A 15,177-nucleotide genomic window follows, 5' to 3' on the forward strand; every position below is an offset into this window, starting at 1 on the left:
AATACAGCAGGACATACCGCAAGACATACGTGGAGGGACCCGCGGTGGCAGCAGCACCAGTCTGGAGTGTCGACCCCCGTACCGGGAAGCAGCGTGAACAGGTTGCGGTGGAGGCCACAGCCCAGGAGGTGGACGCCGCCGTCCGCGCCGCGCACGCCGCCCGCGGCGCCCTCGCCGACCGCGCGGTCCGCTCGGCCTTCCTGCGCACCGCCGCCGAGCAGCTCCAGGCGGCGAAGGACGGGCTCGTCGAGACCGCCGACGCCGAGACCGCGCTCGGCCCGGTCCGCCTCACCGGCGAACTCGCCCGCACCTGCTACCAGTTGCGGGCCTTCGCGGACATCGTCGACGAGGGCGCCTTCCTCGACGTGATCATCAACCACCCCGACGACACCGCGACCCCGCCCATCCCGGACCTGCGCCGCTACAAGGTGCCCCTGGGTGTCGTCGCCGTCTACTCGGCCTCCAACTTCCCCTTCGCCTTCTCGGTAGCCGGCGGCGACACCGCGAGCGCGCTGGCCGCGGGCTGCCCGGTCGTCGTCAAGGCCCACCCCGACCACCCGGCCCTGTCCGAGCTGGTCGCCAAGGTGCTGCGCCGGGCCGCCGCCGCGCACGGCATCCCCGACGGCGTCGTCGGCCTGGTCCACGGCTTCGAGGCCGGCGTGGAGCTGGTCAAGCACCCCCTCGTCTCGGCGGCCGGCTTCACCGGTTCGGTACGGGGCGGCCGCGCCCTCTTCGACGCCGCCGCGGCACGCCCGACCCCGATCCCCTTCCACGGCGAGCTGGGCTCCCTGAACCCGGTGGTCATCACCGAGGCCGCGGCGGCCGAGCGCGCCGAGGCGATCGGCGCGGGCCTCGCCGGGTCGATGACGCTGGGCGTGGGCCAGTTCTGCGTGAAGCCGGGCCTGGTGCTCGCGCCGAGCGGGGCGGCGGGCGACCGCCTGGTCAAGTCCCTCACGGACGCCGTCAGCGACACCGACGCCGGAGTCCTGCTGGACCACCGCATGCGCGACAACTTCATCGCCGGGGTCGCCGAGCGTGCGGAGCTTCCCGAGGTCGAGTCCCCGGTGACGCCGGGCGCGGGCGGCGAGCACACGGTGAGCGCCGGGTTCCTGACGGTCCCGGCGGACAAGCTGGCCGAGGAGGGCCAGTACGACCTGCTCCTGGAGGAGTGCTTCGGGCCGGTCACCGTGGTGGCCCGCTACGAGGACGAGGCCCAGGTGCACGGGGTCCTGTCACGGCTGCCCGGCAATCTCACCGCGACGGTCCATCTGTCGGCGGAGGAGGCGGCCGGGGAGGGCCGCGGCGCGGAGCTGCTGGCCGAGCTGACGCCGCTCGCGGGCCGTGTCCTGGTGAACGGCTGGCCGACGGGCGTTGCGGTGGCCCCCGCCCAGCACCACGGCGGCCCGTACCCGGCGACCACGTCCACGTCGACGTCGGTCGGCGGCACCGCCATCGAGCGGTGGATGCGGCCGGTGACGTACCAGACGGCACCGGAGGCGATCCTTCCCCCGGAGCTTCGGGACGACAACCCGCTGGGGTTGCCTCGGCGGTTCAACGGGCGGCTCGAGCGTTAGCCCCTCAGGGCGGCTTCGCCGGGCCTGCGACAATCAGCTGATGGACGTGGAACTTCCCGAACTGCCTTTCGCCCTCCGTACCTACGGCCCCGACGGGCACTGGTTGTACGAGGACGGGATCCTCAGCGGATGGGCGGGCCCCCGGCAGGACCGGTTCGTGCCGCCCACCGGGGAGGCGCTGGAGCCCGCCTCCGACGCGCCCCGGTTGCTCGGGGCGCCCGAGGGGGACTTCCAGCTGATCGCGCGCGTCACGGTCGGGTTCGCCTCGGCCTTCGACGCGGGGGTTCTGTACGTCCATGTCGGCGAGCGGGCCTGGGCCAAGCTGTGCCTGGAGTACTCCCCGGACGTGCCCACCGTCTGCACGGTGGTCACCCGGGGACACTCCGACGACGCCAACTCCTTCACCGTGGACGGCAGTTCGGTCTGGCTCCGGGTCAGCCGCACCGGCCGCGCCTTCGCCTTCCACGCCTCCCGCGACGGCAGGCGCTGGACCTTCGTCCGCCTTTTCACCCTGGGCGACGAGAAGGAGACCGGCGACGCCCTCGTCGGCTTCATGACCCAGTCACCGATGGGGGAGGGGTGTGTGGTCACGTACGACCACCTGGAGTTCCGCCCCCACTGGCCCGCAGACCTGCGAGACGGTAGCTGACAAATTTTCAGCCCGTCCGGCGTTTGAGGACGAGGCCCCTTAAGGGCCGAACGGGGGTCTGGGGGCGGAGCCCCCAGCGCCTACCGCAAGCGAGATGTAGCCGCACCCGTCAGCGCGAGCAACCCCGCACTGATGACCAGGCTGAGCCGCATTCCCCCGGTGAACCCGTGGGACACCAGCGTCCCGAACACGGCGATCCCCAGCCCTCCCGCCACCTGCCGCGCGGCATTGAGCACACCCGCCGCGAGCCCGGCCCGCTCCGCCGGCACCGCGTCCATCATCGCGGCCGTCAGCGGCGGCACCGTCAGCGCGCACCCCAGGGCCAGCGGTACGAGGAGCGCGGCCGTAAGGACCGAGGACGTGCCGGCGTCGACGTACAGCAGGACCAGCAGTCCGACGACGGCCAGCGCCTGCCCCACCAGCATCGGCAGCCGCGGCCCGTACCGCCCCGCGAGCTTGCCCGCCACCACGTTCGTCACTGCGATGAGGCCGGTCATGGGCAGGAACGCCAGCCCGGCGCGCAGCGCCGAAAGGCCCTGGACCTGCTGGAAGAAGAGGGAGAAGACGAACACCACGCTGTAGAAGGCCACGCTCACCGCCGCGCCCGCCGCGACCGCCACGGCCACCGTCCGGTTGCGGAAGAGCCCGAGGGGGACGACCGGGTGCGGGCTGCGTGCCTCCACGCGGAAGAAGACCACGGCCGCCAGGACGGCGACGGCCAGGGCCGCCCACCCCGCCGTACCGCCCTCGATCGCCGCGAACGTCAGGGCCGTGAGCGCCACCACCGCCGTGGCCTGCCCCGGCAGGTCCAGCGGTGAGGGGCGGCGTTCGGAGCGCGGGGCCCGTACGAGCAGAGCCACGATCAGCGCCCCCACCGGCAGATTGACGAAGAAGATCCCGCGCCAGTCCCACGCGGTGGTCAGCAGACCGCCCGCAACCGGGCCGAGCGCCACCGCCGCCGAACCGCCGGCGGCCCAGGTCGCCACCGCACGCGCACGCCGCTTCGGCTCCGGGTACGCCTGCCGCACCAGGGCCAGCGAGGCCGGGAGCACGACGGCCGCCGCCGCGCCCTGCAGCACCCGAGCGCTGATCAGGGACGGCAGGTTCGGCGCCAGTCCGCAGGCCGCCGAGGCGAGCGTGAAGACCGTCGTGCCGAGTGCGAACGCGCGGCTCGCCCCGGCCCGGTCCGCGAAGGCTCCGGTGGACAGCATCAGCGCGGCGAAGGGAAGGGTGTAGGCGTCCACCACCCACTGCAGGCCGGACATCCCCGCGCCGAGCGAGGAGCCGATCGCGGGCAGCGCCACGTTCACCACGGACGCGTCGAGGCAGATCAGCGCGAAGCCGAGGAGAGCGGCGGTGAGGGTGAGCCCTGGGGAGGGTCGCTTGGGCGTCAACTCCCGTTCGATGACGGCGGGTTGTACGTCCTTGAGGATCCGGTCGGTCGACATGGCTCCATGCTGCGGATCCGGGCCGTCGTACAGTAGTGGCCCGAATGCCATGCACCCGGAGGTTCTGGCCATGTCCGACCGGCTCGTCCCGCACCGCATCGCCGTGATCGCGCCGTCGCCCGTCTCGATGTTCAACCTGGCCATCCCCGAGCTGCTGTTCGGCAAGGTCGAGGTGGCCGGGCGGCCCGGCTACGACGTGGTCATCTGCGCCGCCGAGCCCGGGCCCGTCCCCACCAGCGGAGGGCTCGACCTGTATGTGCGCGACGGGCTGGAGGCCGTGCGGGAGGCGGACACGGTGGTCGTGGCCGGCACGGGCGCGCCCTATGAGCCGGACCCGCGGATCGTGGCCGCCGTCCGCGAGGCCGCCGACGCCGGCAAGCGGATCGCCTCCCTGTGCACCGGCGCCTTCCAACTCGCCGAGGCGGGCCTGCTGCAGGGCCGCCGGGCGACCACGTACTGGGCGCACGCCGAGGAACTGCGGCGTCGCTACCCCCAGGTCGACCTCCAGGGAGACGTGCTGTACGTCCAGGACGGCCCGTATGTCACGGCGTCCGGCTACGCCGCCGGTATCGACCTCTGTCTGCACGTCATCCGCACCGACTACGGCGCCGCCGTCGCCAACGAGGTCGCCCGGCTGGCCCTCGTCGCCCCCGTACGGCCGGGCGGCCAGACCCAGTTCGCGCACACCCCGCTGCCGCCCGAGCGCGGCACCGTCTGCGCCGACACCCGCGGCTGGGCCATGCGCAACCTCGACAAGCCGCTCACCCTGACCGACCTGGCCCGCCACGCGGGCGTCTCCGTCCGCACCCTCACCCGCCGCTTCCACGCAGAGAGCGGCGTCAGCCCCCTGCAGTGGCTGCTGCACCAGCGCATCGAGCGCGCCAAGGAGCTCCTGGAGACCACCACCCTGCCCATGGACCAGGTGGCCCGCGCCTGCGGCCTGGGCACCGCCGACTCACTGCGCGCCCACGTGGTCCGTCGTACCGGTCTGACACCCAGCGCCTACCGGACGCAGTTCACCCGCCTGGGAACCGAGACCGCCGCGGCCACGTCCTCCGCTGCATGATCAGAGCGAACCGGACCGTCGACTCCCTGGTGATCAGAACCGCACTGCCTGCCGAGGCCGCGGCCGTCGCCGCCCTGCATGAGCGGGCCCGATCCACGTACTACCCGGACGGCCTCCCGGACGACGGCATCGACTGGCAGGCCGCCTGGACCCAGGCCATCGAGCGCCCCGATGGCCAGGTGCTGTGCGCGGTCCGCGACGCCCGTCTGGTCGGCATCGCCTCCTTCCGCACCCCGGAGGGCGCCCGGGCAGATACGGTCAAGCTCTTCCAGTTCCACATCGACCCCGATCACTGGCGCTCCGGCTTCGGTGCGGCCCTGCACACCGCCTGCGTCGAGCAGTGGCGGGCCGACGGCAGGCAGACGGCCGTTCTCGACGTGCATGCCGACAACCATCGCGCCCAGGCCTTCTACGCCCGTCAGGGCTGGGTCCCGGACCCGGCGAACCCGCCCGCCGAGGGTGACCACCACCTCTTCCTGCGGTATGCGGTGACCCGGGATCGAAGCGCGACCGGGGAATGATCCCCCCTGCTTGAACGTTCATCTACTCGGCGGAGGGTGTCTCCGTCTCCGTACCCGTACGAGCTGGAGAGCCGAGAACATGAAGGTCGAGATCTGGTCGGACATCGCGTGCCCCTGGTGCTATGTCGGGAAAGCCCGATTCGAGAAGGCGCTCGACGCCTTCCCGCACCGCGACCAGGTCGAGGTCGTGCACCGCTCCTTCGAACTGGACCCCGGGCGCGCCAAGGGTGATGTCCAGCCGGTGATCAGGATGCTCACCAAGAAGTACGGCATGAGCGAGGCGCAGGCGCAGGCCGGCGAGGAGAACCTGGGTGCGCAGGCCGCGGCCGAGGGTCTTGAGTACCGCACCCGGGACCGCGACCACGGCAACACCTTCGACATGCACCGCCTGCTGCACTTCGCCAAGGAGCAGGGCAGGCAGGACGAGCTGATCCAGCTCCTCTACAAGGCGAACTTCGCCGAGGAGCGGTCCGTCTTCACCGAGGGCGACGAGCGGCTGGTGGAGCTGGCCGTCGCCGCCGGTCTGGAGGCCGAGGACGCCCGCAAGGTGCTCGCCGACCCGGCCGCCTACGCCGACGAGGTCCGCGCCGACGAGCGCGAGGCCGCGCAGCTCGGCGCGGGCGGTGTGCCGTTCTTCGTGCTCGACCGCAAGTTCGGCGTCTCCGGCGCCCAGCCCGCCGAGGTCTTCACCCAGGCGCTGACCCAGGCCTGGGGCGAGCGCTCGCCGCTGCAGCTGATCGACCAGGGGGACGCGGACGCCTGCGGTCCCGACGGGTGCGCGGTGCCGCAGCACTGAGGAAGTGTGCAGGCCGGGGCGGACATATAAGCGTTGCTTAGTGAAACCACGTAAGAATCGGCAATGGACTATGGGTTCCCTGAGGCTCACAGTGGATCCATGGAGACCTTCGAGAGCCTCGTCCGTGCCGAGTTCGCCCCGAAGAACACCTATCTGAACACCGCGAGCACCGGACTGCTGCCGGCGCGCACCGTGGCCGCCATGCGCGTCGCCGTGGAGGCGGCCGCGGCCGGTGATCCGACCGACATGTTCGGGGACGTCGAGGCGAGCCGCGACTGTTTCGCGCGGCTCGTCGGGGTGCCCGGGCGCCGGGTGGCGGCCGGGGCCTCGGTCGCCGTCTACAGCGGGCTGATCGCTGCCTCTCTTCCGGACGGCGCCGAAGTCCTCACCGCCGAGGGCGACTTCAGCTCCGTGGTGAACCCCTTCCACGTCCGCTCCGACCTCAAGGTGCGCAGCGTGCCCCTGGAGGGCGTCGCCGAGTCCGTGCGGCCCGGCACCGCCCTGGTCGCGGTCAGCGCCGCGCAGTCCGCCGACGGGCGGGTGGCCGACCTGCCCGCGATCCGGCAGGCGGCGCGCGAGCACGGAGCACGTACGTACATCGACGCGTCCCAGGCCGCCGGCTGGCTGGACTTCGACGCGGACGCCTACGACTACTCCGCCGCCGTCGGCTTCAAGTGGCTCGTCTGCCCGCGGGGTGTGGCCTTCCTCGTCGTACCGGAGGACCTCGGCCACATCACCCCGCTGTTCGCCGGCTGGGTGGCGGGGGAGCGCCCCTGGGACGCCTGTTACGGCCCCATCGACGAACTCGCCCACTCCGCACGGCGGTTCGACGAGAGTCCGGCCCTCTTCTCCTACGCCGGCGCCCGCCGCTCCCTCGAACTCCTGGAGGAACTCGGCACGGACACCGTACGCGCCCACGACCTCGCCCTCGCCGACCGCTTCCGCGCGGGCCTGGCCTCCCTCGGCCACGAACCCGTCCCGTCACCCGGTTCCCCGATCGTCTCGGTCCCCGGACTCGGACGCCGCCAGGGCGAGTTGAGCGGCGCCGGAGTGGAGGTCTCCGACCGCGCGGGCAACCTGCGTGCCGCCTTCCACCTGTACAACACGGCGGCCGATGTCGACCGCCTGCTGGACGCCCTGTCCGACTGAACCCCGGCGCGCAGCGCACTGGAGCGGGCGGCGTCACCGTCCTGGCTGTGAAGCCTGTGACGCCGCCCGCTCCGGAACGAGTCACCGGACGGGAGTGAAGTCCCTCGCGCCAATGAACTCAGGCCGCCGAATCGGCGCCGCGAACGGCTCGACCGCCGCGTTCTCCACGCTGTTGAACACGATGAACACGTTGCTGCGCGGGAACGGCGTGATGTTGTCGCCCGAGCCGTGCATGCAGTTGCAGTCGAACCAGGTCGCCGAGCCGGCCCTGCCCGTGAACAGCTTGATGCCGTACTCGCTCGCCATGGCGGTCAGCGCCTCGTCCGAGGGCGTGCCCGCGTCCTGCATCTGCAGCGACTGCTTGTAGTTGTCCTTGGGCGTGGCTCCCGCGCACCCGAGGAACGTCTTGTGCGACCCCGGCATGATCATGAGGCCGCCGTTGGTGTCGTAGTTCTCGGTCAGCGCGATCGAGACGGACACCGTGCGCATGTTCGGCAGACCGTCCTCGGCGTGCCAGGTCTCGAAGTCCGAGTGCCAGTAGAAGCCGCTGGCCCCGAAGCCCGGCTTGACGTTGATCCGCGACTGGTGGACGTACACGTCCGAGCCGAGGATCTGCCGCGCCCGGCCCACGACCCGCTCGTCGCGCACGAGGTTCGCGAACACCTCACTGATCCTGTGCACTTCGAAGACGGAGCGGATCTCCTTGGACTTCGGCTCGATGATCGAGCGCTCGTCGGCCCGGATCGCCGGGTCGGTGACGAGGCGCTCCAGCTCCTGCCGGTAGACGGCGACTTCGTCGTCGGCGATGAGCTGGTCGACGGCCAGGAAGCCGTCGCGCTCGAAGGACTGGAGGTCGCCGGACGTGATCGGGCCCGGTGTGTCGGGGGAGCCCCACACGACGGGGTCCTGGCGCGGGGTCGACACCTCGGTGGTGCCGCGGCTGGGATAGAGATCGGTGACGGTGGTCATGGTGATGTCACACCTCCTCGGGCTCGGGCTCGGTGAGCAGCGGGTAGACGCCGTTCTCGTCGTGGTCCTCCCGGCCGGTCACGGGCGGGTTGAAGACACAGATGCAGCGGAAGTCCTCCTTGATCCGCATCGTGTGCCGCTCGTGCCCGTCCAGGAGGTACATGGTGCCGGGCGTGATGGTGTACTTCTGCCCGGTCTCGTCGTCGGTGAGCTCGGCCTCGCCCTCGACGCACACGACGGCCTCGATGTGGTTCGCGTACCACATCGACGTCTCCGTACCCGCGTACAGAATCGTCTCGTGCAGGGAGAAGCCGACCCTCTCCTTGGCGAGGACGATGCGTTTGCTCTCCCACGTGCCGGACGCGGCCTTCACATGCCGGTCGGTGCCTTCGATGTCCTTGAACGAACGGACGATCACGGTGCTTGCACTACTCCTTGCTGGTCGTGACTAATTGGTTTCGCGTACGGCGCGGGCGAGGATGCTGAGCCCCTCGTCCATCTCGTCGGCCGTGACGGTGAGCGCCGGGAGGAGCTTGACGACCTCGCTCTCGGGGCCCGACGTCTCGATGAGCAGCCCGAGTTCGAAGGCGCGCTTCGCGATCCGGCCGGCCCGGCCCTTGTCGTGGAACTCCAGGCCCCACACGAGCCCGCGTCCGCGGTACTCCTTGACGTCGGCGCGGTTCTCCTCGGTGATGGCGGCCAGTGCCTGCTCGACCTGCTCGCCGCGTGCCCGGGTCTGCTTCTCCATCGCGGACCCGTCCGCCCAGTACGCCTCCAGGGCGGCGGTGGCCGTGACGAAGGCGGGGTTGTTGCCGCGGAAGGTGCCGTTGTGCTCGCCCGGCTCCCAGATGTCCAGCTCCGGCTTGAACAGGCACAGCGACATGGGCAGTCCGTAGCCGCTGATGGACTTGGAGACGGTGACGATGTCCGGGGTGATCCCGGCCTCCTCGAACGAGAAGAAGGCACCGGTACGCCCGCAGCCCATCTGGATGTCGTCGACGATGAGCAGCATGTCCTGGCGCTCGCACAGCTCGGACAGCGCCCGCAGCCACTCGGGCCGCGCGACGTTGATGCCGCCCTCGCCCTGCACGGTCTCGACGATCACGGCCGCGGGCTTGTTGAGCCCGGACCCCTGGTCCTCCAGGAGCCGCTCGAACCACAGGAAGTCCGGCACCTTGCCGTCGAAGTAGTTGTCGAACGGCATGGGCGTGCCGTGGACGAGCGGGATGCCGGCCCCGGCCCGCTTGAAGGCGTTCCCGGTCACGGCGAGGGAGCCGAGGGACATGCCGTGGAAGGCGTTGGTGAACGAGACGATGGCCTCGCGCCCCTTGACCTTCCGCGCCAGCTTCAGGGCCGACTCCACGGCATTCGTACCCGTCGGGCCCGGGAACATGACCTTGTACGGCAGGTCGCGCGGCCGCAGCACCAGGTCCTGGAAGGTCTGCAGGAAGGAACGCTTGGCGGTGGTCGACATGTCGAGCCCGTGCGTGACGCCGTCCCGCTCCAGGTAGTCGATCAACGCCCGTTTCAGGACGGGGTTGTTGTGGCCGTAGTTCAGCGAGCCCGCTCCGGCGAAGAAGTCCAGGTACTCATGGCCGTCCTCGTCGTACATACGGCTGCCGTGCGCACGGTCGAAGACGGTGGGCCAGCCGCGGCAGTAGCTGCGCACCTCGGACTCGAGTGTCTCGAAGACGCTGAGGTCGGGCTGGGTGATGGTCACGACGAATCGCTCCTCGTTGCGTGGGGGGAGTGCGTGTGGGTCGTCAGTGGGTGGGGCATCGGTGCCGTCATCGGTGGTGTCGTCCGTGTCGGTCAGAGGGAGAGGGGACCGATGCGGTACAGGACTTCGGGGTCGTGCGGCCCGTCGGGGAACAGGCCCTCGTCGAACAGCACCTCGCGCTCCACGAGGGCGCCGTGCCGCTCGGCGAACGAGGTGAACAGGCGCTCGGAGCCGGTGTTGCCGGGTGTGATGGTGGTCTCGACGGCGGTGATCCGGTGCGCGGCACCGACCCGCGCGACGAGCCCGTCGAGCAGTGCGCCGGCCAGGCCGCGCCCGCGGTACGCCTCGTCCACGGCCACCTGCCACACCAGCAGGGTGCGCGGGCGGTCCGGCCGTACGTACGCGGTGACGAAGCCGACCGGCTCCCCGCGCCCGTCGCGGGCCACCGCCGAGGTGGCCGCGAAGTCGCGACACCACAGCAGATAGCTGTACGACGAGTTCAGGTCGAGGGCCTTCGAGTCCTTGGCAATCCGCCACAACGCGGCTCCGTCCGCGACCTGCGGACGGTCGATGTGCAGATCTGCTTGAACGGCAGTCATGCGGATTTAATTTACCCAGGGAAATTCGAAATTGCATCGCCGGTGAGGGTTACGCACGGCGGCCTCGTGTGTTATCACGCGGGCGCGAGTGGTCGCACGGGGCGGAGGTGATACCGGGGGTATTGTCCGGAAAATACGGGGCAAATCGGTCGCGATGTGTAACGCGTCACAAGCATGTAACCCCCACGAGATCTGCCCGAATTCCCCCGGTTGGTGTTCGCGAAATCTTTGCGTTTAGGCCGGGGAAAAGCGGGCAGAAGAGCACGGGAAGCTGTGCAGAAGTGAATTCCTGAATTACACCCGGAGTTCGGCCTGGAATTAGAAGCCGGTTACTCCGTCGATCCGTTCCCGCAAGATATCGGCGTGCCCGTTGTGCCGGGCGTACTCCTCGATCATATGAACGAGCACCCACCGCAGACTGACCTCCAGCCCCGCCATGGGGCCGTCGACGAGCCGCCCGGTGGAGTCCAGCGACAGCCCGGCGCACAGCTCCCGCCCGTGTGCGATCTCCCGGCGCCACACGTCCAGCGCCTCGTCGAGCCCGCGCGCCGGGTCGAGCACGTACCCGGTCTCCTCCCCGAAGACCGGTGGTACGTCGAGCCCGCCGACCACCCGCTGGAACCAGTTCCGCTCGACCTCGGCGAGGTGCTGCACCAGCCCGAGCAGCGTGAGCGCCGACGGCTCGGCGGACGCCGTCCGCACCTGCGCGTCGTCCAACTCCGCGCACTTCAGGGCCAGGGTGCCCCGGTGAAAGTCGAGCCAGCCTTCGAGCATGGGGCGCTCATCGCCGGTGAGGTGGGGGACGGTGCGGCCGTCGGGAAGCGTCTGGTTAGCCATGGGGCGAGCATGGCACCGCACTGGGGGCTGCCGCCCCCAGGCCCCCGCTGTCGGCCTGAACGGCCCCGTCCTCAAACGCCGGACGGGCTGAAAATCAGCGGCTCCGCCGCTGGCGGCCGGTCACCCCCAGCTCCGCCAGCGCACCGCCCAGCGCCGCCAGGCAGGACTGCACCACCTCCACCGAAGCATCCGGCCCATAGTGATTGACCCGAACCATCTCCTTGGCCAACGCACCCCCACCCGCCGCCAACGGCAGCGAGGGATCGCTCTCCAGCGCCCGAGCCACCACCTCCGACGCCACCACCCCGTCAGGAACCCTCAGTGTCGTGGCCACCGGCGCAGCCTCCCGCGCCTCGTACACATACGGCTCCAGCCCCCCACCCAGAGCCCCCGCCCCCGCCCGGGTCGCCGCCGCGGCCGCCGCATGCCGGGCCATGACGGCATCCAGCCCCACCGTCTCGATCCGCTCGACGCACGCCTCGAGCGCCAGCATCTCCAGCTGCGCCGGCGCATGCAGCAGTGCCTTCCGCCCGCCGTCGACCCACCGCTCCTTCCAGTCGAGGAGCGACAGATACGACCGGCGCGGCGCCCCCGGATTGGCGGCCATCCGCGCCCATGCCCGCTCGCTCACCGACACCGCCGACACCCCCGCAGGACCGCCCATCGCCTTCTGCGCCCCGATGACGCACAGATCCACACCCCACGCGTCCGGCAGCACCGGCTCGGCCCCGATGGAGGCGACGGCGTCCAGGTAGAACAGCGCCCCCTGCTCCCGTACGACCTCCCCGATCTCCGCGACGGGGTTGGTGTTTCCGGTCGCCGCCTCCGCGTGCACCAGCGACACGAAGTCGATCTCGGGACGCTCGGCGAACGCGGCCTGGATCTGCTCGGCGGTGACCGCCGTGTGGAAGGGCACGGCCAGGTCGATCACCGTCGCCCCGCAGTCCCGCAGCCAGTTCCCGAAGGTCTGCCCGTACGGGCCCGTGATGACGTTCAGCGCGACCGTCCCCGGCCCGGCGGCCGCGCGGATCGCCCCCTCCAGCGGCAGCAGCGCCTCACCCTGCATGATCACGACGTCCTGCTCGGTGCCGAGCAGCCGCGCCACCCGGTCCTCGACCGACGCGAAGTGCGCGGCGCTCATCGGGGGCAGATCGAGGTAAGGGTGGGTCACGGCGGTGCTCTCTTCGGTCACGAGTGGTCGGCTCGGTCGAGGGTATCCACCACCCATGACCCCACTCCCGCCCCTCCTGCCACTTGCGACTTCTTAGGCCGGACAGCCCCGCAACCATCGGTTTGATTTGAGAGACCCAAACATCTCCTTATAATCGGAACCCACAGTTCCCACACAGGAGGCCACCCCGTGAAGACGTTCTCCGGGCGCCGGACCCGCGTTCTGGCCGCCACCACCGCGACGGCCGGGCTGGTGCTCGTGGCTGCCTGCACGTCCACCGGCAACGGTGGCAGCGGGAGCAAGACCGCCGCCGGCGGCGTTCAGCTCGTCAAGGCCGGACAGCTCACCACCTGCACCCACCTGCCGTACCCGCCCTTCCAGTCGGAGATCAACGGCAAGGTGCAGGGCTTCGACGTGTCGCTGATCGACCTCGTGGCCAAGAACCTGGGTGTGAAGCAGCAGATCCTCGACACGCCCTTCGAGAACTTCAAGACCGGCGCGTTCCTCAACTCCGGTGAGTGCGACCTGGCCGCTGCCGGCATGACCATCACCGCCGAGCGCAAGAAGAACGTCGACTTCTCGGACCCCTACTTCGATGCCACCCAGGCCCTCCTGGTCGACAAGAACAGCGGCATCACCTCGCTCGCCGACGCGAAGGCCAAGAAGGTCAAGCTGGGCGCCCAGGCGCAGACCACCGGCGAGGACTACGCGAAGAAGCAGGGCTTCGACCCGGTCTCCTTCGAGTCCTCCGACGCCGTCCTCAACGGCCTGCGCACCGGCCAGGTCAAGGCCGTCATCATCGACTACCCGGTGGTCCAGGGCTGGCTCAAGGACAAGACCAACGCGGACAAGTTCAAGGTCGCCGACAACCTCAACACCGGTGAGCAGTACGGCTTCACGGTCAAGAAGGGCAACACCAAGCTCCTCGCCGCCATCAACAAGGCGATCAAGGACGCCAAGGCGGACGGCACGTACAAGAAGCTGTACGAGAAGTGGATCGGCCCGTACAACCCCTCCGCCGCCTCCCCGTCCCCCGCCGCGTCCTGACCCATGAGCACCGACACGGACGTACAACTCCAGCCCAGGAAAAAGGGTCTGACGCGCAGTCAGAAGCGCAGTCTGTCGCGCGGCGCGCAGTACGTCGTCTTCGTCGCCGCCGTGATCGCCTTCGCGGTCTCGGCGGACTGGGGGCGGCTGAAGAACCAGTTCGCGCAGGGCAGCATCGCCAAGCAGATGTTCCCGGACGTCATCACGCTGGCGCTGAAGAACACCGTGCTGTACACGCTGTCCGGCTTCGTCGTCGGCCTGGCGCTCGGCATGGTGATCGCGCTGATGCGGCTGTCGTCCGTCGGCCCCTACCGCTGGCTGGCCGGCGTCTACATCGAGATCTTCCGCGGCCTGCCCGCCCTGCTGATCTTCATCTTCATCGGGGTCGCCGTCCCGCTGGCCTTCCCCGGCACGGAGATCGTGGGCGGCACCTACGGCAAGGTGGCCCTGGCGCTCGGCCTGGTCGCCGCCGCCTACATGGCCGAGACGATCCGCGCGGGCATCCAGGCGGTGCCCAAGGGCCAGATGGAGGCGGCCCGTTCGCTGGGCTTCTCGCCGGGCCGCGCCATGGTCTCGATCATCATCCCGCAGGCGTTCCGCATCATCCTCCCGCCGCTGACCAACGAACTGGTCCTGCTCTTCAAGGACTCCTCGCTCGTGCTGTTCCTCGGCGTCACCCTGGAGGAGCGCGAACTGTCCAAGTACGGCCGTGACCTGGCCAGTACGACCGCCAACTCCACACCGATCCTGGTCGCGGGCCTGTGCTACCTGCTGATCACGATCCCGCTCGGCTTCGTCGTACGCCGTATGGAGGCGAAGGCCCAGGAGGCCGTCAAATGAGCCGTCCGGAAATCGAAGTACGCGGCCTGCACAAGTCCTTCGGCGCCAACGAGGTGCTGCGCGGCATCGACCTGGAGATCTGTCAGGGCGAGGTCGTCTGCGTCATCGGCCCGTCCGGCTCGGGCAAGTCGACCCTGCTGCGCTGTGTGAACCTGCTGGAGGAGCCCACCAAGGGCCAGGTCTTCGTGGGCGGCACCGAACTCACCGACCCCGACGTCGACATCGACGCCGTACGCCGCCGTATCGGCATGGTCTTCCAGCAGTTCAACCTCTTCCCGCACCTCACGGTGACCGAGAACCTCACGCTGCCGCAGCGCCGGGTGCTCAGGCGGGACAAGGCGAAGGCCGCGCAGGTGGCCGCCGAGAACCTGGCGCGCGTCGGCCTGTCGGAGAAGGCGGACGCCTACCCCGCCTCCCTCTCCGGCGGCCAGCAGCAGCGCGTGGCGATCGCCCGCTCGCTGTCCATGGGCCCTGAGGTGATGCTGTTCGACGAGCCGACGTCGGCGCTCGACCCCGAACTGGTGGGGGACGTACTGGCCGTGATGCGCATGCTCGCCGACGAGGGCATGACCATGATGGTCGTCACCCACGAGATGACCTTCGCCCGCGAGGTCGCCGACCGGGTCGTCTTCATGGACGGCGGCACGATCGTCGAGGACGGCACCCCCGACCAGGTCATCGGCGCCCCCGTCCACGAACGCACCCGCCACTTCCTGTCCCGGCTCCTCGACCCGGCGATGGCCCAGGTGGAGGAGGGGACCTCGGACCAGGTGGGCGGGGCCGGCTGACAG

General features: G+C 70.2%; 16 protein-coding genes. 9 read left to right on the forward strand and 7 right to left on the reverse strand.

What is annotated here, in order from left to right; translation table 11 throughout:
• The first annotated feature begins 44 nt into the window (after positions 1–44).
• Positions 45–1,574, forward strand: coding sequence for an aldehyde dehydrogenase (NADP(+)) (locus ACFY1U_RS05025; RefSeq protein ID WP_390692724.1), 1,530 nt, complete (start codon positions 45–47; stop codon positions 1,572–1,574).
• A gap of 40 nt (positions 1,575–1,614) precedes the next feature.
• Positions 1,615–2,223, forward strand: coding sequence for a DUF1349 domain-containing protein (locus ACFY1U_RS05030; RefSeq protein WP_390692725.1), 609 nt, complete (start codon positions 1,615–1,617; stop codon positions 2,221–2,223).
• 80 nt (positions 2,224–2,303) lie between these two features.
• On the opposite strand, the gene ACFY1U_RS05035 is transcribed toward ACFY1U_RS05030, so the two are convergent.
• On the reverse strand, positions 2,304–3,671 hold the full coding sequence (locus ACFY1U_RS05035) for an MFS transporter (RefSeq protein ID WP_390692726.1): 1,368 nt from the start codon (positions 3,669–3,671) through the stop codon (positions 2,304–2,306).
• Positions 3,672–3,741: 70 nt separating this feature from the next.
• Here ACFY1U_RS05035 and ACFY1U_RS05040 point away from each other — a divergent pair, with 70 nt between their 5' ends.
• The 4 genes from ACFY1U_RS05040 (at position 3,742) to ACFY1U_RS05055 (ending at position 7,203) form a co-directional block, all read left to right on the forward strand.
• Complete coding sequence (locus tag ACFY1U_RS05040) at positions 3,742–4,737, forward strand: GlxA family transcriptional regulator (RefSeq protein ID WP_390692727.1); 996 nt, start codon at positions 3,742–3,744, stop codon at positions 4,735–4,737.
• Positions 4,734–5,258, forward strand: coding sequence for a GNAT family N-acetyltransferase (locus tag ACFY1U_RS05045; RefSeq protein ID WP_390692728.1), 525 nt, complete (start codon positions 4,734–4,736; stop codon positions 5,256–5,258). Before ACFY1U_RS05040 ends, ACFY1U_RS05045 begins: the two co-directional genes overlap by 4 nt.
• Before the next feature lie 79 nt (positions 5,259–5,337).
• Positions 5,338–6,054 (forward strand): DsbA family oxidoreductase, encoded by a 717-nt coding sequence (locus ACFY1U_RS05050; RefSeq protein ID WP_390692729.1) that lies wholly within the window; start codon positions 5,338–5,340, stop codon positions 6,052–6,054.
• A gap of 99 nt (positions 6,055–6,153) precedes the next feature.
• Positions 6,154–7,203: an aminotransferase class V-fold PLP-dependent enzyme gene (locus tag ACFY1U_RS05055; RefSeq protein ID WP_390692730.1), complete on the forward strand. Its 1,050-nt coding sequence runs from the start codon at positions 6,154–6,156 to the stop codon at positions 7,201–7,203.
• An 81-nt stretch (positions 7,204–7,284) separates the two neighbouring features.
• On the opposite strand, the gene thpD is transcribed toward ACFY1U_RS05055, so the two are convergent.
• The 6 genes from thpD to ACFY1U_RS05085 all read right to left on the reverse strand — a co-directional run bounded on the left by thpD (position 7,285) and on the right by ACFY1U_RS05085 (position 12,499).
• Complete coding sequence (gene thpD, locus ACFY1U_RS05060) at positions 7,285–8,172, reverse strand: ectoine hydroxylase (protein WP_390692731.1); 888 nt, start codon at positions 8,170–8,172, stop codon at positions 7,285–7,287.
• A 7-nt stretch (positions 8,173–8,179) separates the two neighbouring features.
• A complete protein-coding gene (locus tag ACFY1U_RS05065; RefSeq protein ID WP_030933607.1) occupies positions 8,180–8,590 on the reverse strand; it encodes an ectoine synthase in 411 nt (136 codons plus the stop codon).
• 30 nt (positions 8,591–8,620) lie between these two features.
• Positions 8,621–9,892 (reverse strand): diaminobutyrate--2-oxoglutarate transaminase, encoded by a 1,272-nt coding sequence (gene ectB, locus ACFY1U_RS05070; RefSeq protein ID WP_390692732.1) that lies wholly within the window; start codon positions 9,890–9,892, stop codon positions 8,621–8,623.
• A 92-nt stretch (positions 9,893–9,984) separates the two neighbouring features.
• Positions 9,985–10,491, reverse strand: a complete 507-nt coding sequence (gene ectA / locus ACFY1U_RS05075) for a diaminobutyrate acetyltransferase (RefSeq protein WP_390692733.1) — start codon at positions 10,489–10,491, stop codon at positions 9,985–9,987.
• 318 nt (positions 10,492–10,809) lie between these two features.
• Positions 10,810–11,328 carry a DinB family protein gene (locus tag ACFY1U_RS05080; RefSeq protein WP_390692734.1) on the reverse strand — a complete coding sequence of 173 codons (519 nt, stop codon included), beginning with the start codon at positions 11,326–11,328 and terminating at the stop codon, positions 10,810–10,812.
• A gap of 94 nt (positions 11,329–11,422) precedes the next feature.
• A complete protein-coding gene (locus tag ACFY1U_RS05085) occupies positions 11,423–12,499 on the reverse strand; it encodes a pyridoxal-phosphate-dependent aminotransferase family protein (RefSeq protein WP_390692850.1) in 1,077 nt (358 codons plus the stop codon).
• A 189-nt stretch (positions 12,500–12,688) separates the two neighbouring features.
• Here ACFY1U_RS05085 and ACFY1U_RS05090 point away from each other — a divergent pair, with 189 nt between their 5' ends.
• Genes ACFY1U_RS05090 through ACFY1U_RS05100 form a run of 3 tightly spaced genes read left to right on the forward strand, consistent with a single transcriptional unit; the run spans position 12,689 to position 15,174 of the window.
• Positions 12,689–13,546: a transporter substrate-binding domain-containing protein gene (locus ACFY1U_RS05090; protein ID WP_390692735.1), complete on the forward strand. Its 858-nt coding sequence runs from the start codon at positions 12,689–12,691 to the stop codon at positions 13,544–13,546.
• Between the two features lie 3 nt (positions 13,547–13,549).
• Positions 13,550–14,386, forward strand: a complete 837-nt coding sequence (locus tag ACFY1U_RS05095; protein WP_390692736.1) for an amino acid ABC transporter permease — start codon at positions 13,550–13,552, stop codon at positions 14,384–14,386.
• Complete coding sequence (locus tag ACFY1U_RS05100; protein ID WP_390692737.1) at positions 14,383–15,174, forward strand: amino acid ABC transporter ATP-binding protein; 792 nt, start codon at positions 14,383–14,385, stop codon at positions 15,172–15,174. Before ACFY1U_RS05095 ends, ACFY1U_RS05100 begins: the two co-directional genes overlap by 4 nt.
• Positions 15,175–15,177 lie beyond the last annotated feature (3 nt).

The sequence above is a fragment of the Streptomyces sp. NPDC001351 genome, from assembly GCF_042896045.1.
GTDB lineage: Bacteria > Actinomycetota > Actinomycetes > Streptomycetales > Streptomycetaceae > Streptomyces.

Coding starts and splice junctions, on each gene's coding strand:
- ACFY1U_RS05030 (WP_390692725.1), top strand. CDS start 1,615: ATGGACGTGGAACTTCCCGAACTGCCTTTCGCCCTCCGTACCTACGGC.
- thpD (WP_390692731.1), bottom strand. CDS start 8,172: ATGACCACCGTCACCGATCTCTATCCCAGCCGCGGCACCACCGAGGTG.
- ACFY1U_RS05050 (WP_390692729.1), top strand. CDS start 5,338: ATGAAGGTCGAGATCTGGTCGGACATCGCGTGCCCCTGGTGCTATGTC.
- ACFY1U_RS05045 (WP_390692728.1), top strand. CDS start 4,734: ATGATCAGAGCGAACCGGACCGTCGACTCCCTGGTGATCAGAACCGCA.
- ACFY1U_RS05080 (WP_390692734.1), bottom strand. CDS start 11,328: ATGGCTAACCAGACGCTTCCCGACGGCCGCACCGTCCCCCACCTCACC.
- ACFY1U_RS05035 (WP_390692726.1), bottom strand. CDS start 3,671: ATGTCGACCGACCGGATCCTCAAGGACGTACAACCCGCCGTCATCGAA.
- ectA (WP_390692733.1), bottom strand. CDS start 10,491: ATGACTGCCGTTCAAGCAGATCTGCACATCGACCGTCCGCAGGTCGCG.
- ACFY1U_RS05095 (WP_390692736.1), top strand. CDS start 13,550: ATGAGCACCGACACGGACGTACAACTCCAGCCCAGGAAAAAGGGTCTG.
- ACFY1U_RS05040 (WP_390692727.1), top strand. CDS start 3,742: ATGTCCGACCGGCTCGTCCCGCACCGCATCGCCGTGATCGCGCCGTCG.
- ACFY1U_RS05055 (WP_390692730.1), top strand. CDS start 6,154: ATGGAGACCTTCGAGAGCCTCGTCCGTGCCGAGTTCGCCCCGAAGAAC.
- ACFY1U_RS05100 (WP_390692737.1), top strand. CDS start 14,383: ATGAGCCGTCCGGAAATCGAAGTACGCGGCCTGCACAAGTCCTTCGGC.